Annotated in this window: 17 protein-coding genes; 8 read left to right on the top strand and 9 right to left on the bottom strand. The window is 55.5% G+C overall.

The window, feature by feature from the left end; genetic code table 11:
* Positions 1-181: 181 nt before the first annotated feature.
* The 4 genes from LEP6406_RS0210350 to LEP6406_RS32795 all read right to left on the bottom strand — a co-directional run bounded on the left by LEP6406_RS0210350 (position 182) and on the right by LEP6406_RS32795 (position 4,990).
* Positions 182-1,894, bottom strand: coding sequence for an HlyD family secretion protein (locus tag LEP6406_RS0210350; RefSeq protein ID WP_027269026.1), 1,713 nt, complete (start codon positions 1,892-1,894; stop codon positions 182-184).
* Entirely contained in the window at positions 1,891-3,480 is a 1,590-nt protein-coding gene (locus LEP6406_RS0210345) for a M50 family metallopeptidase (RefSeq protein WP_008310789.1), read from the bottom strand. The genes LEP6406_RS0210350 and LEP6406_RS0210345 overlap by 4 nt, the downstream gene beginning before the upstream one ends.
* Before the next feature lie 272 nt (positions 3,481-3,752).
* Positions 3,753-4,760: a hypothetical protein gene (locus LEP6406_RS0210340; RefSeq protein WP_008310787.1), complete on the bottom strand. Its 1,008-nt coding sequence runs from the start codon at positions 4,758-4,760 to the stop codon at positions 3,753-3,755.
* 68 nt (positions 4,761-4,828) lie between these two features.
* The gene (locus tag LEP6406_RS32795; RefSeq protein ID WP_008310785.1) at positions 4,829-4,990 is read right to left on the bottom strand and encodes a hypothetical protein; all 162 of its coding nucleotides are present in this window, start codon (positions 4,988-4,990) and stop codon (positions 4,829-4,831) included.
* A 582-nt stretch (positions 4,991-5,572) separates the two neighbouring features.
* On the opposite strand from LEP6406_RS32795, the gene LEP6406_RS0210330 reads away from it, so the two are divergent.
* Both LEP6406_RS0210330 and lipA read left to right on the top strand, forming a co-directional pair.
* Complete coding sequence (locus tag LEP6406_RS0210330; RefSeq protein ID WP_008310782.1) at positions 5,573-5,923, top strand: bleomycin resistance protein; 351 nt, start codon at positions 5,573-5,575, stop codon at positions 5,921-5,923.
* Between the two features lie 29 nt (positions 5,924-5,952).
* Positions 5,953-6,861, top strand: coding sequence for a lipoyl synthase (gene lipA / locus LEP6406_RS0210325; protein ID WP_008310781.1), 909 nt, complete (start codon positions 5,953-5,955; stop codon positions 6,859-6,861).
* Here lipA and LEP6406_RS0210320 read toward each other — a convergent pair.
* On the bottom strand, positions 6,830-7,735 hold the full coding sequence (locus LEP6406_RS0210320; protein ID WP_008310779.1) for an ion channel: 906 nt from the start codon (positions 7,733-7,735) through the stop codon (positions 6,830-6,832). The genes lipA and LEP6406_RS0210320 overlap by 32 nt on opposite strands.
* A gap of 13 nt (positions 7,736-7,748) precedes the next feature.
* On the opposite strand from LEP6406_RS0210320, the gene LEP6406_RS0210315 reads away from it, so the two are divergent.
* Positions 7,749-8,369, top strand: coding sequence for a thiaminase II/PqqC family protein (locus LEP6406_RS0210315; protein WP_008310777.1), 621 nt, complete (start codon positions 7,749-7,751; stop codon positions 8,367-8,369).
* Positions 8,370-8,453: 84 nt separating this feature from the next.
* Positions 8,454-9,101, top strand: coding sequence for a YdcF family protein (locus tag LEP6406_RS0210310; RefSeq protein ID WP_008310775.1), 648 nt, complete (start codon positions 8,454-8,456; stop codon positions 9,099-9,101).
* 302 nt (positions 9,102-9,403) lie between these two features.
* On the opposite strand, the gene menD is transcribed toward LEP6406_RS0210310, so the two are convergent.
* Positions 9,404-11,290, bottom strand: coding sequence for a 2-succinyl-5-enolpyruvyl-6-hydroxy-3-cyclohexene-1-carboxylic-acid synthase (gene menD, locus LEP6406_RS0210305; protein WP_008310770.1), 1,887 nt, complete (start codon positions 11,288-11,290; stop codon positions 9,404-9,406).
* A gap of 154 nt (positions 11,291-11,444) precedes the next feature.
* Positions 11,445-12,917 carry an isochorismate synthase gene (locus LEP6406_RS0210300; protein ID WP_008308516.1) on the bottom strand — a complete coding sequence of 491 codons (1,473 nt, stop codon included), beginning with the start codon at positions 12,915-12,917 and terminating at the stop codon, positions 11,445-11,447.
* A gap of 744 nt (positions 12,918-13,661) precedes the next feature.
* Here LEP6406_RS0210300 and LEP6406_RS0210295 point away from each other — a divergent pair.
* The 4 genes from LEP6406_RS0210295 (at position 13,662) to LEP6406_RS31090 (ending at position 24,205) form a co-directional block, all read left to right on the top strand.
* A complete protein-coding gene (locus LEP6406_RS0210295; RefSeq protein ID WP_081748054.1) occupies positions 13,662-14,672 on the top strand; it encodes a DUF7507 domain-containing protein in 1,011 nt (336 codons plus the stop codon).
* On the top strand, positions 14,672-18,436 hold the full coding sequence (locus LEP6406_RS27425) for an RHS repeat domain-containing protein (protein WP_008308519.1): 3,765 nt from the start codon (positions 14,672-14,674) through the stop codon (positions 18,434-18,436). The genes LEP6406_RS0210295 and LEP6406_RS27425 overlap by 1 nt, the downstream gene beginning before the upstream one ends.
* Positions 18,433-20,607 carry an OmpA family protein gene (locus LEP6406_RS0210285; protein ID WP_008308520.1) on the top strand — a complete coding sequence of 725 codons (2,175 nt, stop codon included), beginning with the start codon at positions 18,433-18,435 and terminating at the stop codon, positions 20,605-20,607. Before LEP6406_RS27425 ends, LEP6406_RS0210285 begins: the two co-directional genes overlap by 4 nt.
* Positions 20,608-20,725: 118 nt before the next feature.
* Complete coding sequence (locus LEP6406_RS31090; protein WP_162160860.1) at positions 20,726-24,205, top strand: beta strand repeat-containing protein; 3,480 nt, start codon at positions 20,726-20,728, stop codon at positions 24,203-24,205.
* A 12-nt stretch (positions 24,206-24,217) separates the two neighbouring features.
* Here LEP6406_RS31090 and LEP6406_RS27420 read toward each other — a convergent pair whose 3' ends face one another.
* Both LEP6406_RS27420 and LEP6406_RS0210265 read right to left on the bottom strand, forming a co-directional pair.
* The gene (locus tag LEP6406_RS27420) at positions 24,218-25,105 is read right to left on the bottom strand and encodes a hypothetical protein (protein WP_008319254.1); all 888 of its coding nucleotides are present in this window, start codon (positions 25,103-25,105) and stop codon (positions 24,218-24,220) included.
* 197 nt (positions 25,106-25,302) lie between these two features.
* Complete coding sequence (locus tag LEP6406_RS0210265; protein WP_008319251.1) at positions 25,303-26,154, bottom strand: sulfotransferase domain-containing protein; 852 nt, start codon at positions 26,152-26,154, stop codon at positions 25,303-25,305.
* Positions 26,155-26,184 lie beyond the last annotated feature (30 nt).

Here is a 26,184-nt window from a genome sequence, read left to right as displayed (position 1 = left end):
TGAACCTAGTGTGCGGCAGAGCAACCAAATTTCTTGAGTGAATTACCAAAATTGAAAAATGAAATAAGTAGATAGGCGCATTTATCTTACGGAGGGGTGACGGACGGGTTTTCTCCCTTTGGGAGACGCTGACACGTTGGCGGAGCCTGTCTGAAAGACTTACGGAGTCTGTAACCGCTCGTTAAAACGCCCATAGCTTCTGCAAAGGCACAATTTTGAGGAATTCCCGGCTCACCTTGCGATAGATCGGCAACGTCCCCGTCGCAATCCGAGCCGTGCCCGTAGCCCGCAGTTGTAGCGTGTGGTCAGGACTCTCCAACCGCAGCGTCACCCGCACCATCGGTTTTTGCTCCGCCTCATTGAATTCCGTGCGGGCCGCGATCGTCTCCACCACCGCCGGATAGCTCTCCCAGCGGGCCGACTGGGGCCGAAACTCCGCCGCCATCCCCGCAGCCAACAAATCCCGATCCTCCTGACGCACCCACACATCTACCGTCAATTGCTCCGGGTTCATCACCTCCAGAATCGGTTGACCGGGCTCCAGGTAGCGGCCCCGCAGGGCATCGATTTCCTGCTGGGGGGTAATGACCGTGCCCGTAATCGTGGGGTGCAGGGTTTGGTACTGGCCTAGGCGAGTCTCTAGGCGGGCCACCTCCCCTAGCTGGGTCAGGGCCAACTGTTCCTGAACGCCGTATTCTTCCAGGGCCGACTGAATGCCCTGGTTCACCGTTTGCTGTCGGGCTTGGCGCTCCCCCAGGGCCGCTTCCGCCTGCACCAGGGTGGTGCGCCGCTGGTGGTACAGGGCAGCAATTTGGGCCTGCTTGGCACTGATTTGGCCCTGCTTTTGGGCGATTTGGTTTTCCAGTTGGGTGGCTTGGGCCTGCAATTCCCTGAGGTGATTACGGGCGATCGCCCCCGCTTCCACCGCCGGTAAGACCTCCTGCTGGTGCTGGGTCACACTATCGAGGGTGGCTTGCAAGCCCGTAATTTCCGCTTGCAGGGCCGCAATTTCCCCTTGCCAGCCCTGCACCTCCGGCATTCCCCCTTGCAAATCCTGCTGAAGTCGGGCCACCTCCCCTTGGGCGCTGCGCTGCTGGGCCAGGGCTTCATTCAACTCCGATCGCCGCTGCAATATCTGCTGACGACGACTTTCCAAGGCGGCCAAGGCTTGGGTTTGTTGCTGCTGGGCATGGCTGAGTTGGCTCTCCAGGGTGTCAATTTGGAGCTGCACCAAGGGGGTGTCCGGGGTGACCCCTTGGTTGGTACTAATCTGTACCGCCGTAATCGTGCCCCCAGAGGCGGGCATCGAGATTTTCTCAAATGCCTCCTCCGTGGCAATCACCTCTCCCGGTCCATTGATGCGATGGGGCAGGGGAATCAAGCTCATTCCCCCCAGGCCCACCACAGCGGCGATCAGTAGCAGCGATCGCCGCCCCGACCCTCGATTGGGCACTGGGTCAGTCCCTTGAGACGGCGCAACCGGAGCCGCCTCTGGCCCAGAGGTTGGCGGCGCAGCGGGAGCGGCAGACGGTGCAACGGGGGGTACGGCTCGGAGGCGAGTGGGGGAGGTTGTCATGGTGGGGGAGTGGGGGTGATGGGGTGATGGGGTGATGGGGTGATGGGGTGATTTCTGGTGCCCTGGCTCTGCCTGGGTACCTCCGCCGGAGGCTCTGCCTCCCCTGTTTTCCGTAGGGGCAATCCCTTGCTTGCCCTGAGCCAAGTCGTTGGCGGAGCCTGCCCGGAGGGCATAGGGCCTGTCCTGAGCGGAGTCGAAGGATGGTTGCCCGGTGGGTGACCGACCGATATTGGGGAACTGGATGGGGTGATGGGGTGATGGGGTGATGGGGTGTTGGAAAGTTTGAATTTTGAATTCTTGGTTCCCTTCACCCTTCACCCTCCACCCTTCATCCTCCCTTCCGGCCAGTAGTAATACACCGCCCACAGGGCCAGTAGCCCCAGGGTGAGAAAGGGAGCATTCAGCAACACCCACTGGCTGAGCCAGAGGAACAAATGGCCAAAGACCAGTAATAAATAGATGAAACTCACCGGGGCGTAGAGGGCGAGGATCCAGCGGATGGCGGCGGGTTCCTGGCAGGGGTGGCGCAGTAGTAGACATTTGTAGAAGGCGAAGGAGCGCGATCGCAGATTGTTGACCCCCGTCAAGGCAATCAGTAGGTAATAGCCATCGAAGCGGGCCAAGGGATTCAGGTTCAGGGCCACGGTAAAGAGGGCTGCAACTAACAGAAGGTAACTAGCCACGGCTAACCAACTGCCGGGAACCGAAAGATTCCACAGGACCCAGGCAAGGCTAGCAATGGTCAACTGACACAGCACCCCAGCCGCGACCACCAGCACCCGCTGCGATCGCTTCGGCAGGGCATACTGATCCGTTGTATTGGTATAGGCCGCAGGCATCAGACACATAAACAACAGCCCCACCTCCGGCACAATGCCGCCATAGTGCTTCAGCGTGTAGGCATGGCCCAGCTCATGGATCGTCACCACCGTCATCGCCAACAGCCCAAAGGGCAGAAATACCCCCGGCCCCATCGCTTGCCACAGGTTCATGCCCATATAGAGGATGGCTTGGCTCTGGGCCATGCCCACCACGGCACACACTGCTAAAAAGCCCGCCAAACTCAGGGCAAAGGGGCGGCTCCAAATCCATGCGATCGCGGGGAAGGTCCGCGTCAACCAGCCATCGGGGTTACACAGACTGAGCTTAAAAAATAGCAACTGCGTCGGTTTGAACTTGCCCTTAGGAGGCTCCGGCGGATGGGTACCCACCACCATCCCCGTCATCGCCAGTTGTTGCAACAGCGATCGCACCTCCGTTGCGGCCAACCCGTATTGCCGCGCCACCGTCCCCGGAGCTTCCCGCCCCAGCGCCTCCACAATCGGACGCGCCGCCCCCGGCACCTGCATAAACGTAAAATCCTCCAGATTCCGCAAAATCCAATGGCCATCCTCCGTCTGCACCCACTGCACAGCCGGTTTGAGCTGCCATTGGGAGGGAGGAGGTGGGGAGTGGGGGGGTAGGGGAGTGGGGGGGGTATTGGGGTGTTGGGGTATTGGGGTGTTGGGGTTATTCCCGTACCTATTTCTGGTTCCTAGCCTCTGGCTGGGAACCTCTCCTGGAGGCTCTGCCTCCCCAGGTAAGTCCTGGGAGTTGAACGCTGAATCTTGACTCCCATCCCCTTCCTCTCCAGAGGCGAGCACCCCCAAACCAATCAATCGCTGCACCAGCCCCGCCACCAGATCAGAGGGAATGGCACCGCCCATGTCCTGCTCACAACGCTGTTGCACCTGGGCCACCGTATAGCGCCCCACAAAATAGCGCAGCGCCACCGCCTCCAAATAGGGCAGGGCATACTGCTGCTGTCCTTGACGACACTGGAGCAAGACCGTATCTACATCCTGCGATCGCCCCAATTGCCAATAGGGCCGCAGGTCGGGACATAGGGTTTGGGGGGTGGGCATGGGGATATGAGGGTGTGAGGGTGGGGGGACTGTAGGGGCAATCCCTTGTGGTTGCCCTTGTTACCGGGTGACCCGTGGGGGGGTGGGGGGGTAGAGATCCCGTAGGGGCAATCCCTTGCCTGTCCTGAGCCGAGCCGTTGGCGGAGCCTTCCCGGAGGGAATAGGGTGGTTGCCCTTGTTGCCGGGTGATCCGTGGGGGGTGTGAGGGTATTGGGGTGGATCCGTAGGAGCGGATTTAGCCCGTATGTACTGGGTAATTCAGAATGGGGGGCTCAAAACCCGCCCTGCCCTGTACCGGGTAATACAGCCGATTTACCCCCACGCCAGAACCCAACCACACCAAACACAATCAGACCTAGCCATACCGAAGGCTCCGGTACAGAGGTCGCCGCCAAGGGAGTCATGGTGAAACTACTACCAGCCCCCTCGAATCGCAACTTGAGGGGAAAGGCCGTCGGGTCACTGGAGTCCACCAAGGGATTGATGTCCGAGAGAATAAACTCTTGGATTCCAGTGCCAAAAATTGCAACAAAATCCACCTGCTGCCCCGGCCCAAATTGGCCCAGGACTTGATCCCCAACAGTGACAGTGAACAGATCATCGTCATCAATCCCCATGGGGAAATCCAGAATGGCACTGAACAGCGGGCCAGAGGTGACGGTATAGCGAAACCCCGGTGTCATCGGTGGGTCAAACCACCCTCTGATGGGTGCGTCATCAAAGAACCAGGTATTGTCAATCTGGCGATCGGGCATGAAGGGATTGTCTTGGGTTGCCCCAGGCTGTTCGGGGGGTGGATCGCCAATGATTTGGCACCCCGGCCACCAGCGGAAAAAGCAAGTCTCCGCAGGTATCGGTGAAGAAATGGGCAGAGGTGATATCACCGGATCTGGAATTGAACCAGTCCAGGGAGAAACCGGATTCAGAACTACACTTGTAGGCGCTGTGTGATATACCCAATGTTGTTCGCCATCACTGACGACAACGTGCCATCCCGGCACCATTACCTGAGTACAGAAGGACTGGGGATGATGGATGCCCAAGCACCCATTTGACCAGGTCACAGGTTCAACCGAGATGATCTCTAATTGTTCCAGCGGCAGGCTTGTGAGTTGCTGAGTGTTAGCCAGGACTAAAGCATCGGTCTCGGTTGTATAAAAATCTTGGACGGAGGGGAACTGCTGGGCTTCGGCGCGGTGCGCGATCGCAAGTACCGCAGTAGACAGCACAGCCAGCCCCAACCGACCCAATACAGTTTGGGAATTGCTGGTAGCGTTCATGGTAGAAAAACCTGCAATTGAGTAAATTCCTAAGAGGGGCATTGCGCCTCTGCTGACTAAAACTTGCCCTAGGGCTCAGAGAGAGCCTGAGCCAGATACTCCGCGATGACCTTTTTCAGCTCATCGTCAGGCTTCTTCGGTGCAGGCTTCGGTTTGTTCACGTCATCCAGCCACAGCTTGAACATCGCCACAGCAAACAGAATCGGCAATACTTCAATCAGTCCAAACATGGTTCGCAATGCCTCATCGGAAGGGTTGGAGGTATGGGGCAAGGCCCATAACGTCCCCAGTTGTCCATCTTTCTGCTAGGTAAGATGCTTTTTATGCAAAACCGATATTTTGCCCAAGCGGTTCCACTTCGATTAGGTGAAATTTTTGCCTGACTACACACCTAGGGTGCGATCGCGTCTATGTGGCTCATCTATCTGACTCAACAGTGCTGCCATTACTGTTCAGCAATTGGTAGAGTGAGATCGCGGCGGCAATCCCCTCTGGCTCAGCCAGTTCATCCCCTGGGTCATTGGTGGGATCCCGCAGGTCGTCATTTCAATCCTTATGTACTGGAAAAGGGCAGAAATCCTGTGCCCCTTTCCCCTAGGCGCGGCATGTCTACCGTGCATTGCTTCGCGTTTCACAAGCAACATAAAAGGCGAAGCCGTGCCTTAACGCCATGCACCACTTCGCTAACGCAGGTTAGTGAGTCGGCGAAGGCCGACTTCGTTATCTATAGCAGCGGTTTTAACCGCCGTGGGCCTAGCTAGACTATTTGCAAGCCGCTTCCAATGCCAACCGTCGGATAGAGAGTGATCCTCATGCCCGAAGAACTTGTCCCAATCTTTCGCGTTGTGGATGCCCGTGAAACTGCAAAATGGTACGCTCGGCTTGGATTTGTGATTGAAGGAGAACACCGCTTCGCCCCGGAATTTCCCCTGTATCTGTTTCTACGGCGCGGTCTAAATGCCCTTCACCTATCAGAGCATGAAGGCGACGCCAGACCAAACACACTCATATATTTATATGTCAATAATGTTGATGAAATTGCTGCCGAGTTTAACACCGAAGTTGAGGATCAACCGTGGGCGCGCGAAGTACACCTGACCGATCCTGATGGCAACCGATTACGTATTGGGCAATTAAACTCCACCATTAGGCAGTTAGGATAAAGGCTGGCAACTCTTCAGGACACAGGCTCGTGGTAGTCAAACCAGATTGGCTCCGGGTGAAAGCACCCCAATGGGAACGGATCGGCAGCGTCACATCTTTGCTGCGTGACCTCTCCCTCAACACCGTCTGCGAAGAAGCCTCCTGTCCCAATATTGGCGAATGCTTCAACGCAGGCACCGCCACCTTTTTGATCATGGGGCCAGCCTGCACCCGTGCCTGCCCCTACTGCGATATTGACTTTGAGAAAAAGCCCCAAGCCCTAGATCCCACCGAGCCCCAGCGACTGGCGGAGGCGGTGCGGCGCATGAACCTGAGCCATGTGGTGATTACCTCAGTGAATCGGGATGACCTACCCGATGGCGGCGCATCTCAATTTGTGCGCTGTATTGAAGAGATCCGTCAGGTGTCCCCTCACACCACCATTGAGGTGCTGATTCCTGACCTCTGTGGCCAGTGGGAAGCCCTAGAGATTCTCCTTCTTGCCCGCCCCGATGTGCTCAATCACAATACAGAAACGGTTCCCCGTCTCTACCGGCGCGTCCGTCCCCAGGGGGATTATGCGCGATCGCTGGAACTACTCCGCCGGACCCGTGACCTGGCCCCCTGGGTCTACACCAAATCCGGCATCATGGTGGGCTTAGGGGAAACCGATGCCGAAGTGCGTCAAGTCATGGCGGATCTACGGGCCGTAGACTGCGATATTCTCACCATTGGTCAATATCTCCAGCCCAGTGCCAAGCATCTAGACCTCCAAGCCTTCATTAACCCAGAACAGTTTGACGCATGGCGGGAGGCGGGAGAAGCCCTAGGGTTTCTCCAGGTGGTGTCTTCTCCCCTGACTCGCAGTTCTTACCACGCAGAGCAGGTTCAGACCCTGATGAAGGCCCATCCCCGGCCAGTTTTCCTTACTTCGGGGCCGACGGGGCCAGGGATGTGACCTGATCAAAGCGGCGATAGTCAATACTGCGGCGATCTCCCAGCCAACCAAGAATATCCTCAAAACGGTGGCTCCAGAGGATTTCATCTGCGATAAAAGAATGACGAGCGTGGATAGTTTGGGAAATAGTCTCATCCATACCCGTGAGGATCACAATGATTTCCCCCTGGCAGTGGGCTAGGGAGGCTTGGGTTTCGCCGTAGAGGGGACTCAAGGTATCAATAGGGTGCATGGCGGTCCAAGTGAGGGCAAATAGGGGGGTGTGGGCACGGGTGAGTTTGAGGTCATAGAAGCGGCGCAACTGCTCTCCCTCCGCCGTTTCCTCATCCCGTACCAGGGTGACCCAAAGCTGCGCCTCTAGAATGCGGTTGCGGCGCTGGTTTGCCGTGCGAAACATCAAGGTAGGGATTCCGTTCATGGGGGCCACTACGGCATAGTGGCTGAACACAATGCGGGAGGTAGGGATGGAAAATCGAGCAAACACCATTCCCGTTGCCATCGCAATAAACAGGAGGCCCACAAAGGACTCCAGTACCACAAGCCAATGCCCATAGAGGGTTTGGGGATACATCGCGCCATAGCCAATGGAGGCCATGGTCTGTACGCTGAAAAAAAAGGCATCTAGGAAAGCGTCAGGATCGGCATTCGCGATCGCATCTTCTCCCAGCCAATAGGCGAGGGCAAAGACACTGTTGATCACCAGGTAGGTACAGAGTAAAAGAGCGACAAACCCAACCCAGGAAATAGTCAAAAGAAGGTGGTAAAGATCCCGCCACGGAGCTTGGCGAGTCCCAATCCTTACAATATTAGGGAACTCTCCATCCCGCGTAGCGATGCGCTGGGATGGACGACGAACAGATTTACCCACAGCCATAGCCCTCTCCTACATGATTTTGACTTGTGAAACTCTCCTCAAAACCCATGCTCCTGCCTGGAAACAGGCCACAGTGCATCCCTTTTTGACCCAGTGCCAAGGGGGTACAATTCGCCCGGAGCAGTTCAATACCTGGCTCGTGCAAGATTATCTCTTTGTGACAGAATTTACCCGGTTTTTAGCTCGCACCCTAGCGACAGCCCCCCTAAACCACTTCGACGTACTCCTCAGCGGGTTACAGGCACTCCAGGATGAACTAGCTTGGTTTCGAGACCAGGCGACATCGCGGTCCCTCGGCCTAGACATTCCTCGCCAAGAGACCTGCCAGATCTACTGCGACTTCATGGGTAATTTGGTCCATGCCCCCTATCCGGTTCAAGCCACCGCCCTGTGGGCCATTGAATATGCCTACAACCAGGGCTGGCAACTCCCTGGTCCCATGGTTGAACCCTATGGAGAATTTGCAGAGCGCTGGGGCAATCCCGGTTTTACCGACTATGTGGGGCTTCTAGCAGCCCAAGCCAACACCAGCCTCGTCACCGCCACCCACACAGAACAAGCCCAAGCAGAAGCGAGCTTCCTTCGGGTGGCGGCTCTGGAACAAGCCTTTTGGCAAATGGCCTACCAGGCGTAGGCTATCGGATCAATTTCTCGGATTCATTTCTCGGATCTGATACCAAATCCAGGACATTCCAGCAGAGCATCCCAGGAACAGAGTATGGCGAGACAGCGATGGCAGCGATGGGTCAGCCTATTACTGCTCCTGCTCTTGACGAGTTGGGGTATTATCACCGGCAGCAGCCTTTACCGAGGTGCCCAGCGCCCTAACCCTGATGCCATCCTGATGCTGGGAGGCAGCATTCGTCGCGAAATGTATTTGGCAGAGCAAGTCGCCCAGGGGCTGAGCCAACCGATTTTGATTTCACGAGGATCCCCCGATCCCTGTATCCGCCGCCTCTTTGAGCAAGCGGCAGCCCCCCTGAACCAGGTTTGGCTGGAAACCTGTGCCTTCTCCACCTTTGACAATTTTCGCTACAGCCTGCCGACACTGCAAAGTTGGGGGGTGCGACGGGTGCGGGTGGTCACGTCCGGAACCCATGTGATCCGTGCCCGCTGGCTGGGTCGGATCATGTTGGGTGGTCACGGTATCTGGGTGGAGATGGTGAGCGTTCCGGAGCAGGGTGTTCCTGGTAATCAGGAACGACCTCTGAAAACTGCGCTAGATCTCTTACGGGGTCTGGGATGGGTGGTTATCAGCCAGGTCTATAATCCCCCTTGTGCCTCTTTGGCTCCTCTCAGCGCTGTGGATATGGCGTTGTGGGATCGACTGACCTACACCTGTGAACATCAGGGGCAATTGGATTAACCTGAGTTCGGGTTAAGCGGCTTGAGGGAGAGCAAAGTCAAGATTGAGCGATGGCTTCTTGGGCTGATGGCAGTCAGCAATTAAGCCAAAGATGACATTGACCATTGAGCAAGCTCTCCACCGGCTTACGGTCATCAGTATTGCCCGGTGTGATCTCATACCGAATCCGACTCACAAAACCCCGATTCGAAACGGATACCTTGTAGGGACATTGCACTGCAATGCCCCTACGAATCGGGGCTGTACAGACAGGATTTGATATCAATATTGAGCAACTCGCCCTGATCATTAGCTTCCAAGACTCATTCAAACCCATCACCACCAAGGTCGTCGTGCCTTTCGGCGGGCTGTGCGTCAGTGGGTGCGAGGGGTGGTCGGGCTAGGTCCGTAAGTAATTGACGGCGGCGTTGGGCATCTCGTTTGCGATCGCTGCGCAGTTCCAGGAGCCGAATTCCCGCTGGGGGCAGCTCCTTGAGCAGCGCTGTCAACTGGGGCCAAGTTTCAATCCGTTCATACTCCACGCCGTAGGCGGCGCAGAGGCAGGCAAAGTCCACCTGCTGGGGTGTGGCAAAGAAGGATTCAAATATAGGCTCCATCTGCGCCACCGGCAGCATCTCAAAAATGCCGCCCCCCTGATTATTCAGCAGCACAATTGTCAGGTGTCCCCGCAGTTGGGGACGACTCAAAAAGCCATTGCTGTCATGGAGCAGGGCCAGATCCCCCGTGATGAGGACACTGCCGCTGCCCCCGTGGGCCATTCCCAGGGCGGTGGAGAGGGTGCCATCAATGCCGTTGGCCCCCCGACTGAAGTGGGGCCGCAAGCCGCGATCGCAAACGGGCCAAAACCATTCCACATCCCGCACGGGACTGCTGTTGGCGATAAACACCGCTGTTCCCGGCGGCAAGACCTGGGGCATCAACCACGCTAGCTTGCCCTCAAATAAATCCGCCGTGGCCACCATGGCCCGCTCCAAACGCTTTTGGGCCATGGTGTTCCACTGCTGCCATTGCTCGCGGTAGGGGTTAGCCATCGGGGCCGCAGGCAGAGATAGGGTAGCGGCGAGATCGGCGACGGTTCCTGACCACTGTACCGTGCGGCCATGGAGGGGATCTTGATTGCGATTGCACCCCATCACGACCCACCGCAGCGGATCTACCTCTGCCAGCCACTGCCGCAGTTCCTTACTCGTAGGCAATGGGCCGATCTGGATCACCTGTTCTGGTTTCAATGCCTCTCGATGCTCACCATGTCGCAGGATGGCGTCGTAGTGGATGATCAGCCCCGGCACCATACTCCCGTGGTTGCGTAAGGGCGACAGTCCCTCTGCTAGGACGGGCCATCCCAGACATTGGGCAATGTGGGCGATGGCTTGGCAATAGGCAATGGGATCTAGAGGCTGTGCGGGTCCGGCGATGATGAGGCCGGTGGGGTATTGGGGTATTGGGGTGTTGGGGTGTTGGGGTATTGGGGTGTTGGGGTATTGGGGTGTTGGGGTGTTGGGGTGGCTCCTGATTCCTGACTTCTGGCTCCTAGCTCCTGGCTCCTGGCTCCTCCCTGCCGATGGTTGCCCTGGTTGAATGTTGAATTTTTCTAGGTGATCAAAGAAATCAGTCCCTAAATCCAAGGTCAATCCTTGGTCTATGACCGGGGCGAGGGGATCGCGGAAGGGGCAGTTGAGGTGGACGGGGCCGCCGTGGGGGGCGTGGGCCTGGTGCCAAGCTACTGCGATCGCTTGGCGCAGGTATCGCAGCAGTGGCTTACTGGCTTCTGGCAGCGGTAGCTCGCCGTAGTAGTTGGGATAGGTGCCAAACAGTTTTTGTTGGTCAATGGTTTGGCCCGAGGCACAGTCCCTCAGTTCTGGAGGACGATCAGCGGTGAGGATGAGTAGGGGAACCTGACTTTCCTGGGCCTCGATCACCGCTGGGAAATAGTTGGCCCCTGCGGTGCCGGAGGTACAGACGAGGACTACGCCGCGCCCCCCAGCCCGCGATCGCCCCAGGGCAAAGAAGCTGGCGGAGCGTTCATCTAGAATTGGCAGGCTATCCACGGCGGGGTGCTGGGCAAAGGCCAGAGTCAGGGGAGTGGACCGTGAGCCGGGGGAAATCACCGCCGTTTGTAGCCCCAGACGCACTAGGGTTTCCACCAGCACTGAGGCCCAGAGGGCGTTGGGTGTGCGCAGATCTAGCATGGCGACAACCTAGTACCGTAGGGCGTAAGTAAAGCACCTATCTGCCAAGGCAAAAACCCTTGTATATCCTTCTGCCTTCATCCTTCTGCCTTCATCCTTCTGCCTTCATCCTTCTGCCTTCATCCTTCTGCCTTCATCCTTCTGCCTTGCAGTACTAGCCCAGGGCCTCTGCTAGGGCCTGGAGTTTGAGCTGGATTTCCGCCAGTTCTCGGTCGGGATCGGACCCGGCCACGATGCCTGCCCCCGCAAACAGTCGCGCCCGATTGCCCTGGAGGAGGGCGGAGCGGATGCCGACGATAAATTCGCTGTTGCCCTGACTATCGATCCAGCCAAAGGGGGCGGCATAGAGCCCGCGATCGCCCCCTTCGCTCTGGCGAATTTGTTCACAGGCGGCGGCGGTGGGTACGCCTGCCACGGCGGGGGTGGGATGGAGAGCCGCTACCAGTTGCAAGGGGGAAAGGTGGCTGGGCACATCGCCGCCAATGGGGGTGTGCAAATGCTGGATGTGGGACAGGCGTAGGAGTCCCGGTGGTGTGCCATAGCGGGGCTGGAGTCCCTGGGCTTGCAGACGCTCCACAATGAAATCCACCACCAGGCGATGTTCGCTCTGCTCCTTGGGATTGTTCAGGAGGGTCTGGCCGATGTGGTGGTCTTCGCTAGCGGTGGCTCCCCGAGGTGCGGAACCCGCTAGGGCATCGGTGACTAGTCGGCCCTGGCGAATACTCAGGAGCCGCTCCGGACTAGCGCCAATAAAGTGGGCTTGCTCCCCGGTGCTAAAGGAAAAAATGTAGCAATCGGGATGCTGGCTCCGGAGCCGCTGGAGGGACCAATCCCGTTGCCAAGGGCGGGGGCTGGTCACATCTAGGGCGTAGGCTACCACCTGTTTGCTCAGGTGACCCCCATGGATCTGTTTCAGGGCTTGGGTGACGCGATCGCGAAAGGTCGCTGCCGCTGGAGCCGATAGCTGGAGCGGGACGGAAGCTCGTCCCGAGTCCCGCAGCCCAGATCGCCCTTGCCCCCGGACTTGGACAATGCGGGTCATTTGCTGGCAGATTTGGTGGGCGACGGCTTCCAGGGAGCTGTGGCGAGCCAGCATCAGGTTGGCTATCGCCCAACAGTGCTGGTGTTGCCGCACGATCTGCCAGGGACAGAGCAATAGGGTGCCGGGGGCAAAGGGTGAGGATCCCATGGGCTCAGAGTCAGTCTGGGTATGGGATAGATTCAGACTGGGATCAGGATTGGCGACGGTATTGAAAAAGGTAAAGCTGTTGAAAAAGTAGGGGCCGGGGCCTGCCATCGCCTCGGGGCGCAAGATGCGTTGTTGCCACTGGGTCAGGTGTTGATGGGCAGATTGGAAACGGTCGCGCCCTTCCAATCGGGTTTCGAGCAGGGAGCCCCAAGCCGCGATCGCGTGGCTGCGGGCGGGGGATTCCAGATAGCACTGGGGCTGATGCTCCGGCGCTAGGGCCAGCAGCACCATGAGGGGATCGACCCGAGGCAACCTAAAACAAAGACTGACAATGGTTTCAGCCCGAGAACGGGGAGCGGTGTGTTGGCAAACCTTGAGCCATTGAAAAACGGTTTCGTAGGGGGGAAGGGTTAAACACGCAGAAGGCGCAACTGTCATGTGAATTGGCAACAACCGCTTTTTATCAAATCCGCCGTAGACCACGTCGGGTGCCCCCAGATGGTCCTCAACTTAGCTTTACAGTAAATCACCCCCGAGATTAGTGGCCGCGATGGCCTCTTGGGGCTGGTCCCTGAGCATCGCGGCGAAAATAGGGGTATTAGGGACTCGCAGAAAAACAACCTACCCGCTGCTCCCTTAGATTAATCGTCGCATCAATTCAGGGGGTGGGCCTCCCCATCAGGTGAAGAAGCATTAAGGGGTGTGTAGGTGTGACAGTATCCTCTAGGGAACCTCTCGGTATTTATATCTGTCCGTATTTCCGTATGTAATAATTCGCTCCCCCTTGGCTAAATCGCTACAACCTTTGATTCCTCGTTCGAAGGTTGGTGAAGCTAGACGTTTGCGTCCGTATTTGCATCCGTATTTATATCTACATCCATCCACTGGGGAGAGCAAGAAAAGAAAAAAATCAGTAAAGCTCCGGATTGCCTACTAAAAGGATTGTATTGAGGCAAGTTTTCATGTATACCTCTGTAGGTGCTAGCAGAGAGCTGCTTAACCTCAGTGGTGCATGCATAACCTGTGGATTTTCTGCGTTTTCCATAACTCCAAGACTCGAACCAAGACTTGAAAGAGTTAGGGGTGATTTGTTTCGTTCTCAGGCAAGGTGAAGGGCTAGACCTTAAGTCCAGATAGGATCCATCAGGGTGTTGAGGGTGCAGATACCATGAATTTTAGGGAATGCCACGCTTTAAAGGTTTAGCTCAGCGATCATTGCGATCGCATTTTTTCAGGCGAAGGATTCAGAGCCGGATTTTACGGTTCTTGTTCATTGCCCTAGTGTCTTTTTGGGCTGCCTGGTTGTTTCCCCAGGTTCACCCCGACACCCTGACCCTGGAGGATCCAGCCGCCTATGGTCAGTTGGCTCCCATTACTAACCAGGCCAGCGCCCAGTTCCAAGATGGGGCGAACCCCCCTCAAACGGTTCAGTCCAACACCACCACCATCAACCGAGCCGCCCCCGCTGTAGGCCCAGCCCTAACCATCGTCAAAACGGCTGATCGCGGCGCAGCAGAACCCGGTGACGTGGTGGTCTATCGGCTTTTAGTCACTAATCGCGGCGCGACTAACCTGACGCCCTTAACGGTTTCCGACCAACTGCCCTTGGGAATGCAGTTGATTCCTGGTTCCTTTAGGACCGCACCCCTCACCCCTGACACCACAACGGTCCAAGGGCGCACCTTTACCCTGACCTTCCCCACCCTAGCGGTAGGTCAATCTGTACAGATTACCTACGGCGCGTTGATTACGCCGGATGCGGTCCGAGGGTCGGGACGCAATACGGCGGTGGCCTCTGCCCCTGGGGTGAGTGCCGCCAGCTCCACGTTCCAACTCCTAATTCGCCCAGGGATTTTGTCCGACTGCGGCACCATTATCGGGCGAGTCTTTGTAGATAAAAACTTTGACGGAGAACAGCAGGCCGGTGAACCAGGCGTGCCCAATGCGGTCATCTTCATGAGCGATGGTAATCGCGTCATCACCGACCCCGATGGGCTGTTCTCCCTGATTAACGTCATCAACGGCACCCACGTCGGCACCCTGGATCTGGCCAGTTTGCCCGGTTATACCTTGGCTCCCAATCTCTATTGGCTGGCGGACAACAGTGTGTCTCGATTGGTCCGTCTGGAGCCCGGTGGATTAGCTCGGATGAACTTTGCCGTCACGCCCACCTCTGGGGAGGGCCAAAGCTAATGAAGGTTTTGTTGCATACCATCGGCTGGGCGGGTCTACTCTCCATTGCCCCGATCTGTTTGGGGCAAACCGCCGCTGTCCATGCGGACGAGTCGCCCTTATCAGTGCCAGAAGCAGCCCCGGTTTTAGAGGCTGAACTGGGGATGGCGACGGTAGAAACGGGTCCGGCATCGGTCTCTAGTCAAGCGGTAGATCTTCAATTAGAGCCCTCAGAAGCCTCCCAGGGAGACAGTCTGGCACTGCCCCAAGCAGCGCAGGAGACCCCGCCGCGATCGCTGGAAGCGGTATCCCGTTCTGTGGCCCCCGTTATCGCCGATGACACGGCTACCAACCAGCCCAATTTTTCCCTGGATGCTCCGGCGCTAGAGCCGATGGGCTTCACGGCCCAGGTCATTGACTCGCCTGAGGCTGCCCAGGATCCGGATTCTTCAGCCCCAGATTCTCCAGAGCCAGAGATTCCAACGGCGGGATCTGCCGCTACGGAAGCGCAAGATCTCTTCTTCGAGCTTCATCCTGCCGACAGTTCCCGCATTCCCGCCGATAGTCGCTCTACCCTGGTTCTGGAGGGGGCGATTACCGATGCAGAAGGAAATCCCCTGGACTACGACGTGGTGGTGACCCTGACCACCAGTGCCGGGGAGTTCATTGAGGCAGATTACGATAGCGATCGCATTGGCTTTCAAGTCCTGGCCCGTCGGGGGCAGTTTCAGGTCACGCTGCGCTCTAGCCTAGAGGCCCAGCAGGTGCAGGTGCGGGCCGTGGCAGACGGCTTTGCGGCCCGAGATCTGGAGCCTGTAGTCACCACCGATCCACCGCCGGATCTGGAAGCCTTTACTGAGGTCTATTTCATCACCGACCTGCGCCCCACCCTGGTATCGGGCTATGTGGACTTTCGCCTGGGGGCTGGGGGGACGAATTTCTGGGGCAGCTTCCGGGATTTCCTCAACCCCAGCCAGATCGGGACGACGCAATGGGACTTGAATGCGGGTCTGTTTGCCATTGGCACCACTGGGGAATGGCAGTTCACCGGAGCCTTCAACACCCAGCGGGCACTGAACCAAACCTGTGATGGGAATCGGCTCTTCCGGGATACCCAGTTCTGCGATCAGACCTACCCCGTTTACGGCGATAGTTCCCAGTCGGACTTCCTGACCCCCTCCATTGACAACTTCTACCTGCGCTTCCAGCGGGAATCAGAGGTGCCGGGGGCGGAACCGGATTACTTCATGTGGGGGGACTACAGCACCCTAGAATTTGCCCGCTCCTCCCAGCAATTCACCGCCGTCACTCGCCAACTCCACGGATTTAAGGGCAACTATACCTTTGGCAATTTCCAGGTGACGGCGATGTACGCCAATAACCTGCGACCCTTCCAGCGAGACACCCTGGCCCCCGATGGCACCAGCGGGTTCTATTTCCTCTCTCGCCGCGCCATTCTCCCCGGTAGTGAGGATGTTTTTCTGGAAGTAGAGGAGTTGAACCGTCCTGGGACTGTCCTGGAACGGCGACCCCTATTCCGGGGAGCCGACTACGAGATTGACTACGATCGCGGCACGCTGCTGTTCCGCCAGCCGGTGATGGCCACGGATGTGGATCCCTTTGGCCAGACCCGAGTGCGGCGTATTGTTGCCACCTATCAGGTGGATGGGGTCGGGGTCGGGGGCAATCTCTACGGAGCCCGTCTTCAATACAACCTGGATCCGGGCAGTGATGCCGCTGGCTGGGCTGGGTTTACCACGGTCTTGGAGGATCAAGGCATCCAGCAGTTCCGCTTGGCCGGGGTCGATGTGCAATTGCCCCTGGGGGAAAGCGGTCGCTTTATCGCAGAGTTGGCCACGTCAGCCCTGACCTTGAATAACCAGCGGGCGGGGGGAACGGCCCTCCGGCTAGAGGCGCTGGGCACCCTGCTGCCGGGGGTGGTGGGGAATGCCTACCTGAGCAGTACGGGGAGCGGCTTTTCCAACACGGCTACGACCAGCTTCCGTCCCGGCCAGACTCGCTGGGGGGCGGGGGTGACCGCAAATCTGGGTCCCCGGACTCAATTCCGTGCCCAGTTTGACCAAGAGACCAATGTGGGGACGGCTCCCCAGGTCAGTACTACGGCGGCGGATCTGTTGGTGCCGGGGCAGTATGCCACGCCAGGTAGTGCCTTGGACAATACACTGACCACGCTGCAAATTGGGGTGCAGCAGCGGTTGGGCACCGCCACGGTGGGGCTGGATTTTGTCAATCGTCGTCGCAGCGATCGCATTGCGGGCATTAGCACCAGCGCCCAGCAACTCGTGCCCCGCCTGCGGTTTCCCATCGCCCCCACCTTGGAGTTCCTAGCCCAGAGTGAACTTAATTTTGGCTCTGAATCCGATCCCCTCTACCCCACCCGCACCACCCTGGGACTGGAGTGGGCGGTGGAACCTGGCGTCACGGTGCGTCTGGCCCAGCAGTTTGTTTCGGGGGGACAGCAGCCCAGATCCGTGACCAGCCTGGATACGATTGCTGACTACACCCTGGGGGACAACACCTCCCTCACCAGCCGCTATTCCATCCTCAGTGGCTACGGGGGATTGATTGGGCAATCGGCTTTGGGATTAAACCACCGTATTGTGCTCGCCCCCGGTTTGCGGGCCACCCTGGGGTTTGAGCGTGTCATCAACGATGCCTTTAACAACACCGGGGCGGGACAACAGTTTGCCCAACCCTACGCTGTGGGGTTAGGCGCGACAGCCCTGGGGCTCCAGGCCCATACCGCCTATTCTCTGGGGGTGGAATACACCAATAATCCCGATTTTCAGGCCAGTGGCCGTTTAGAACACCGCGACTCTCCCTCGGGGAATAACACGGTCCTATCCCTGGCGGCGGCGGGACGGATCACCAATGCCCTGACGACCCTATTCCGCTATCAGCGGGCGAATTATGCCAACCAAACCATTACGGGTCGGTTAGGCAATTCCAGTAGTTTGAAACTGGGGCTGGCCTACCGTAACCCCGCCAGTGATGTGTTTAATGCCCTGCTGAGCTATGAGCATCGCCGTAACCCGGCGACCACGCCCTCTTCTCTCCTGATCGACAGTGGCATTGGCTCTACTGACCATACCTTTGCCTTTGAGGGCATTTACTCCCCTAATTGGCAATGGGAGTTCTATGGCAAGTACGCCTTCCGGGTCAACAATGCCACCCTGGCTGAGGATTTCAACTTCAGTAGCAGCATCCATCTGGCCCAACTGCGGGCGTCCTACCGCTTTGCCTACCGTTGGGATGTGCTGGGGGAACTGCGCTGGATTACCCAGCCTGTGGTGGGCTTCAATGAGATTGGTGCGGCGCTGGAGTTGGGCTACTATCTCACCCCCGATCTCCGCATTGGTGCGGGCTATAGCTTTGGCAGTGTCAGGACGGATGGGTTTGGTGGGAGTGGGGACTATCGTTCTGCGGGGGGGGTATACCTGGGTGTGCAAATCAAGGTAAATCAGCTCTTGGAGGGCTTTGGCCTCCAGACGGTGGCTCCCGCCCAACAACAGGAGTCCCAGGTGAGTCCAGGGACGTTCACCGTTCCTTCCCCGAATTTGGGCATTCCCGCTGGTCCGCCCCCGGCCGCCAGTCCGCCGCCAGTGGCCCCGGCGGCTCCGCCCCCGGCAGAGCCACCAGCCCCGGTAGATCCGCCAGCCCCGCCGTCCACCGATGGACCCGCAAGTCCGGCGGGGGATAGTGCCCCGGAACCGGAGACTACTTTGCCCCTGCCAACTCCGGCTAATCAGGAGGGCGCAGAATGAAAACCCTTCTGATCCGGTTGATATCCAGTCCGTTTTTCTCCGTAGGGACGCACAACCCCGTAGGAGCGAACGGTCGTTCGCCCCTACAGACTTGCGGTGGTGTCATATTTTTGCTCCCTGCCCGCCTGCCAATTCTGATTCTGGGGGCGATCGCGGGGATTGGCCTGAGTTGGAGCCAGATCTCGGTGGCCCAGACCAGTGGTTTGCGGATTACGGTCAATAGTCCCCTGGATGGTCCGGTTCAACCCGATGATGCCTTAACGCTGCGGGAGGCGATTGAAATTGCCCATGGCAGAATTGCGATCGCAGATCTATCCCCCGCTGAGCAAGCCCAGGTGGTGCCGACACCGGGGGAAGACGCGCTGTGGATTGGGTTTGATCTGCCCGCCGAGGCCACCACGATTTACCTGACGGAATTGCTGCCGCCCCTGACGGTTCCCGGTCTCCACCTCGACGGCACCAGTCAGCCCGGTTATGGCCCCAGTTTGGCGGAATTACCGGAGATTCCCATTCCCCTAGTCAGTCTCACCCCCGCTGCTGGGGTGGAGGTGTTTCGGGGGCTGACGGTAGCAGGACCGGAGGTGACGATCCGAGGGTTGAGCCTCTATGGTTTTTGGGCCGCTGCGCGGTCTACATTGACAACGCCCCCAGCAGATATTTTCATCGCCAGTGCGCCGCCGCCAGCGGATGCAGGACCAGCAACACCGCCCTTAGAGCTGTTTGATCTGGAAAATCCAGAGCTAGCCCCCACTGGCATTGTGGTTGAGCACAATTGGCTGGGGGTGACGCCCACGGGGGCGATTCCAGAGCAGCGATCTGCCTTTGGGGTGTCGGTGTTTAACGGCACCAATGTACGGGTTTCTGAGAACCTGATTCAGCACCATGAGGGCAGCGGCGTAATTACGGGTTACCGTGCCCAGGGGCTGCAACTAGTGGGCAATGCCATTCTGGGCAATGGGGTGGCGGGAATGCCCGATGCCATTCGCCTGGAGGGGGCTATTCAGGGCACGGAAATCACCAATAACCTGATCTGTGGCAATGATGGCAGTGGCATTTTTATGTTTAAGCCGGAGGGGTCGGCCTTGATCCAGGGCAATGACATTCGCTTTAATGGTCGTCGCTACCAGCGGGCGGCAGTCTATGTGATGGGCAGTAACCACCAAATTCTGGATAATCGCATTGGCTATCAGCCCGGACCCGGAGTTGCGATCGCGGCCCACCCCCACAGTGAGCGCAATATCATCCGCAACAACCGCTTTGCCCTACTGGATGGTCTCAGCATTGATCTGGGCTCTCGACGCAGTAGTGGAGTGCAGGACTACCAACGGGCCGATGGCCCTAATCCCCCCCGCGATTCCCACCACCGCCGCTGGGACACGGCTAATGCCGCCATCAATGCGCCAGAGTTTGACAGCTATGGGTTCAAAAGCGATGACACCCCCGCCCTACTGGTGGGACGAGCGGATCCCGGCAGTGAGGTCGATCTCTATTGGGTACAGGAATCCACGGGGGTCTATGGTCCCCTGACGGCTCCCTTGGCAACGGTGTCGGTGGATGAATCGGGCCGCTTTGAGTTCCTCTGGGAACGGGAAACGGGGGGCTGGATCAGTGCGATCGCCACCGATCCCCAGTACGGCACCTCGGAACCCTCACCCCTAATCCAGGTGACCGGACCCGATGGCATCGCCCCTTCCCCTTCTGGGCCAGCCCCCTACTTGGCCCAATGTCTGCCGCCGCCCCCCCTCGATCCCCCCGGACCACCGCCTCCACAGCAAGTGCAACTCCGGCTCCAACGTAACATCCACTTTGCGCTGGATCGCTCGGACATCAGCCCTACAAGTGCTCAGATTCTAGATGGCATCGCCGCTGTGATGTTGGAATATCCCTTTCTGACCGTAGAACTCCATGGCCACACCGACCCCCGCGCTAGTGCTGCCTACAACCAGGCCCTCAGCGAGCGCCGCGCCCGCGCCGCCCGCGACTATCTCGCCCGCCGAGGCATCGCCCCCGAACGGATGCAGATTGTCCCCTTCGGCCTTACCCAGCGCCGCAGCCAGGGCACCTCAAGGCTGGACTACGCCCGCGATCGCCGAGTCGAGTTCGTCTTCACCGACACCCGTGGCCTCGACATCATCCTCGAAGACCAAGAAGCCGACATCCAGTTGGAGTAGCTTCTCCCCGGTTTATCTAGCAGAAATTACATCTAAAAACGTAACGATAGTGAATACCCGATTAAAGACTCTTGTGGCTCCTGTGACTAGTAGAATAAGCTCTCTCAATCGAAGATGTGTGAAATTTTTCAGGGATCTATTTTCTCTGCTATTAGCCATATTCTTGGGAATTATTATAAACCTAGGATATTCACCACTGGCAATTGCCCAAGTGAATCAATTTCCTTGCAATCAGGACTTTTATTTTAGTCAAGGTACGGATCCCGCTCCTGTTTTGTTGAATAGAATTGATACAGCTACAGGCAACTTTAATCCCATACCTTTCGGAGGCTTCACTAATCCTGGGGCCATTAATTTTAATGCCTTGGCCTACAATGTTCAAAATGGCAATCTTTATGCATTAGATCTTATTCCGACACAGATTGCTGGAAACACCTATCGGTATCAGGTATATAGAATTGAGCCTGCTGGACCTGTCAATATAGGATCAGTACAAGTTAATTTGCCTTCTCCAGCAACTCGTGAAGCCTTTGCGGCTGACTTTGATGAGGCTGGCAATCTGGTAGTCTTGACCAACTCTCAAAATCCCAATGCTACTGGTGGAGCAAATCTATTTAGCTTCCCGGTTCCTGCCCTGCCAGGAGGTGTAGTCCAGGCAGTACAGCTTCCCCTTAGCGGAGGACAAAGACCATTCATTCCAGATCTGGCTTTTAACCCAAGCGATCGTTTCTTTTATGGGCTTGATAGAGATAACAATAATGCTTTGACACGTTTTCAGTTTGATGGGACTACAATTTCTGGTTTTACAGCTACAAACGTCCCAGGCGTAGGAATTGGTCCCTATGGAGCATCGTTTTTTGATGCTAGAGGAAACTTTTATGCTTATCGAAATCCTGGCACAGGCCGATTCATCAGAATTTCAGGTATCCCAGGGGCTCCAGTTCTAACGGAGCTTTCAGCTAATCCGGGACCATCGCAGCGAAACGATGGTGCATCCTGTGCCTTTATCCCTGTTTTTGAGAAAACTGTTTCTCCCTCGCCTGCAACCGCTGGTTCAATTGTCACCTACACCTATACCTTACAAAATCGAACCACAATTACAATAAATAACCTGAACTTCAGTGACACAATGGCTGATGGCCGTACCTATATTCCTGGAACTCTCAACATTACAGGATTGGGCGGGGCTCCAACTCCAGTTTTCGGTGCGGGTAATACGACCCTAACAATTACAGGAGCAACTCTGCCTGCTGCTCCAACTCCACCAGCCGTTATTACCCAAGCTACTATCACTGTTAATGTTCAAATCCCGGTTGGAGCAACAGGAACATTGCTGAACCAGGCAGACATAGACGGTCAGATTGGTGGAACTAATACTACAGTCGAATCTTCTTCAGATTCTCCAACTACTCTAGCCTTTCCTGATCCGACTCCCTTACCGATTGTTCCTGCGGTTGGATCAATCGGAGTCGCTAAACAAGCTGGAGCACCTACCTTTGTATCTCCGGGTGTATTCGATGTCCCTTTCACAGTAAGGGTTCAAAATACTGGACCGCTGACGCTAAGTAACGTTCAAATTGCGGAGGATTTGTCAGAAACCTTTTTGAATAACCCCCCTAATAATCCCCCCGCCCTCAATGCAACGCTCCAAGTAGATCCAGCGATTGCGACGACTGGAAATGTTGGTGGCGGAGGATTTGTAGGGCCGCCTACTCCCCCCCCCCCTGCCAACGGTAATTTCAACGGTAATTTAGCGGGTGTTGCGGATACAGGTTTACTGGGTGCGAATACTACCCTAGCTCCAGGAGACTTTATTGAAGTTACCTATACCGTACGGGTTGAGCCAGGAACTAATCTCAACTACACCAATACTGTGACAGCAACCGGGACAGATCCTGGTGGTAATCCCGTTAATGACGTATCCCAGAATGGTCCCGAAGTAGACCCTGACGGAGATGGTGATCCTACGAACAATAATGACCCTACCCCTATTAACTTTGCTCCTATTACAGGTTCTATTGGGGTGGCGAAACAGGCTGGAACTCCTGTATTTGTGTCCTTAGGAGTGTTTGATGTCCCTTTTACAGTAAGGGTTCAAAATACTGGACCGCTGACGCTAAGTAACGTTCAAATTGCGGAGGATTTGTCAGAAACCTTTTTGAATAACCCCCCTAATAATCCCCCCGCCCTCAATGCAACGCTCCAAGTAGATCCAGCGATTGCGACGACTGGAAATGTTGGTGGCGGAGGATTTGTAGGGCCGCCTNCCCCCCCCCCCCCTGCCAACGGTAATTTCAACGGTAATTTAGCGGGTGTTGCGGATACAGGTTTACTGGGTGCGAATACTACCCTAGCTCCAGGAGACTTTATTGAAGTTACCTATACCGTACGGGTTGAGCCAGGAACTAATCTCAACTACACCAATACTGTGACAGCAACCGGGACAGATCCTGGTGGTAATCCCGTTAATGACGTATCCCAGAATGGTCCCGAAGTAGACCCTGACGGAGATGGCGATCCTACGAACAATAATGACCCTACCCCCATTGGATTTCCTATTCCAGTGAGATCAATTGGGGTTGCCAAGCAGGCGGGAACACCAATTCCAGTGGCAGCAGGAGTCTTTGATGTCCCTTTTACGGTGCGGGTTGAAAATACTGGCACTTTGCCTCTCACCAATGTTCAAGTGGCGGAAGACCTGTCCCAAACTTTCCTTAATAACCCCCCTAATAATCCCCCAGCTTTGAATGCTACTTTGCAAGTAAACCCTGCCATTAATTTCACAGGAAACACTGCGAGTGGAGTATTTATTGGCCCACCTTCTCCTCCCCCAGCAGCCAATATCAACTTCAACGGTAATCTCGTTGGTCCTGCGGACACAGGTCTACTGAGTGCTGGTACTACTTTGGCTCCAGGAGACTTTATTGGTATCACCTACACTGTGCGAGTTGAGCCAGGAACCAATTTGGCCTACCTAAATAGTGTGGTGGCTACAGGTACTGATCCTGGCGGAAATACAGCCACGGATATTTCTCAAGACGGTGTCGTCGTCGATCCTGATGGGGATGGCAACCCTGGAAACAATAATGATCCAACGCCAATCAACTTTGGTCCTGACTTACAGTTACTCAAGCGGATTACAGGGGTTATAGGGCCAACAGTCTTTCCAGGGGGTTTCTTTAACGGCATAGAAAATCCAGCAGATGCAACTGTTTTGGCTTTACAGGTAGCGGGCGTCAATCCAGTAGGTGTTACAACTATCAATCCTGCTATTGGGAATCCTACTGTGCAGAGTGGGGATACAATTCAATATCGGGTCTACTTTATTAACCGGGGTGGAACCACCGCTAGTAATGTACAACTCTGTGATCAGATTCCAGGGGGAACAAATTATGTTCCCAACAGTATTCAGTTGGGAAATCCCCCACCTCCAGGGGCTTTGGCTGATGCAGCAGCCTTTATCAATCCAGGAATAGTTGTGGCTGTACCTCCATGCTTGGGTTCTCCTGGAAACCCGACTGGTGCTGTTCAACCACCACCGTTTAACGTTAATCCTGGGGTAGCTGGTTTCTTGCAGTTTGAAACCATTATTCCGTAGCGAGTTTGACCCTCAAGGAAACAGGTACTTAAGTTTGGATCTTAGGTGCGATCGCACTTTTTTCAGGAGACGGAACTTTGATGCGTCTTGGCGACCCGACCAATAATCAATAGTAGGATTCCTGAGAAATCGTTGGATTAGCGGATGGGAAACCAACCGCTGTTTTTCTTTGTAATGACTTACGATTTTTTCCACCTCATGAAGATTGTGACTTGTATAGTCATCCAGATCAGGCGATCGCCAAGCTGTATCATCTCCCAAGTGAAATGTTAGATGTAAATGGCGAAATTCTTTGAAATTCTCACTATTACAGATTAAGTTGACTAGCATTGCCATCCCAATTAAAGTGGCACCAATGCAAACCTGCTCTAGACGATAGTGAGGATATGCTGATCGCCTGAAAACAAAGCAGTCATGGCCAAGATGAGGCTTCCCAACTTGGGAATACATCAATAGTAAATCAGCGGGATCACTATAGTTTTTGGAAATAGTACGTCTATTAATGACAAAGGCATCATGCCCAGCCTGAACCAATTGCTCCACTGTGCGATAGAAATTTGGCATAAGGGCAATATCAACATTTGTATAAATCAAATAGTCGGCTGTAGCGTCAGCCGCGTATAGCCGATCTAGGATGTCTTGAATAAATGGTAGACGACGTGATACTTTAAATGGCCTTACGTCTATAACTGATCGCTCTAGCTCAGGAGTCGATTGAAAATCTAAAGGAACAAAAGGGCGATCGCATTCATATTGGGCGGTATAAAGATTCACCGAAATTCCGTGACATTCAGCGATCTCTTTAGCAATCCTCATGGACTCAAAGGTAATAGGTTGAGCCCGATAAAGATCAGACGTTGGAGGAACAATAACTGGATTGATGATATGAGCAATCTTCACAACGGAATTCTCCACTTGGACTAGGCTTCAAGGATACTTGGGCGATATGTCGGACTTGCCAATCACTAGGGGCTATGGACAATCAAAGCCAGATTCCTGGTATGGGGCGGTCACAGTCTCTAGCTTGATTTAGTAGGGCGGGCGTGGTCATGCCTATCCCGCAAGGGCTTCTCCGTCAATTGTCCCCACGTCCTAGTCTATGGATACTCATAACCAAGTCTAGATATAGTTTCACCCCACGCTTGTTCGATCTTTTCTAAAGCCTCAAGGGATAGTTTTTCCTTGCCATCTCCCGATTTCGCTGATCGAATAAATGATATATCCTGACGCATATCCCCATCAAAAGGTTGCCATTTTTCTTGGCTTTCTAGCTTTCTCATACGATCAGCGCTGCTGAGATCGATCACCTGTTTCAAGTGATCTGATGAATAGGAGTAGCCTAGAAAGGTGGCAATTTCACCTAAGATCCGAATTGGATCATGCTGGAGATCTTCATAACGAATCTGTAAATAGTAGGGAATCTGATCGCTAGCTGCCATCCAACTTTTAGCATTACTCTCCCAAGTTCCAAACTGAGGATGATAGCTGCCTTGGAGAAATGAATCAAGCCACTGATCAATCGGTAAGTCGTCGCGAATTCTTCTAACTTTGATTAGGTGATAGTAATAAGATACGGCAATATCTCTAGGGTCTCGAATCAAATGAATAACTCTGGTGTATCGAGGATCATAGGGCTCGTGACTCTTCAAATAGCGAGGCTGCTGTACAGCCAAAAGTGCTTTATCAGTATTTCTATAAATATCAGGAACCAGGCTTTCAATAGTTGTGAAGGTTACCTGATGATTTTGGGAATAAATTAGGTTGCCCACCAAGAAACGCAACCATGTATTACCAGACTTGGGATAGGAAACCAGAAAAGTATCTCTGGGCAAAACCGTCAAAGCACGAGCTGCATAATGGGCTCCATTAAGCTTTTTAACTTGTCTTCGATTTCCCACTTGACTAATAGACAAAAAGTTTTTAAAAATCTCTTTCAACTTGTTTTTCATGACTCAAATATTAAAGTACTTCAAAACTAA

The organism is Leptolyngbya sp. PCC 6406 (assembly GCF_000332095.2).
GTDB lineage: Bacteria > Cyanobacteriota > Cyanobacteriia > Phormidesmidales > Phormidesmidaceae > PCC-6406.
The sequence above is the reverse complement of the archived record's forward strand: the minus strand, read 5'-3'. Positions and strand labels throughout refer to the sequence as shown.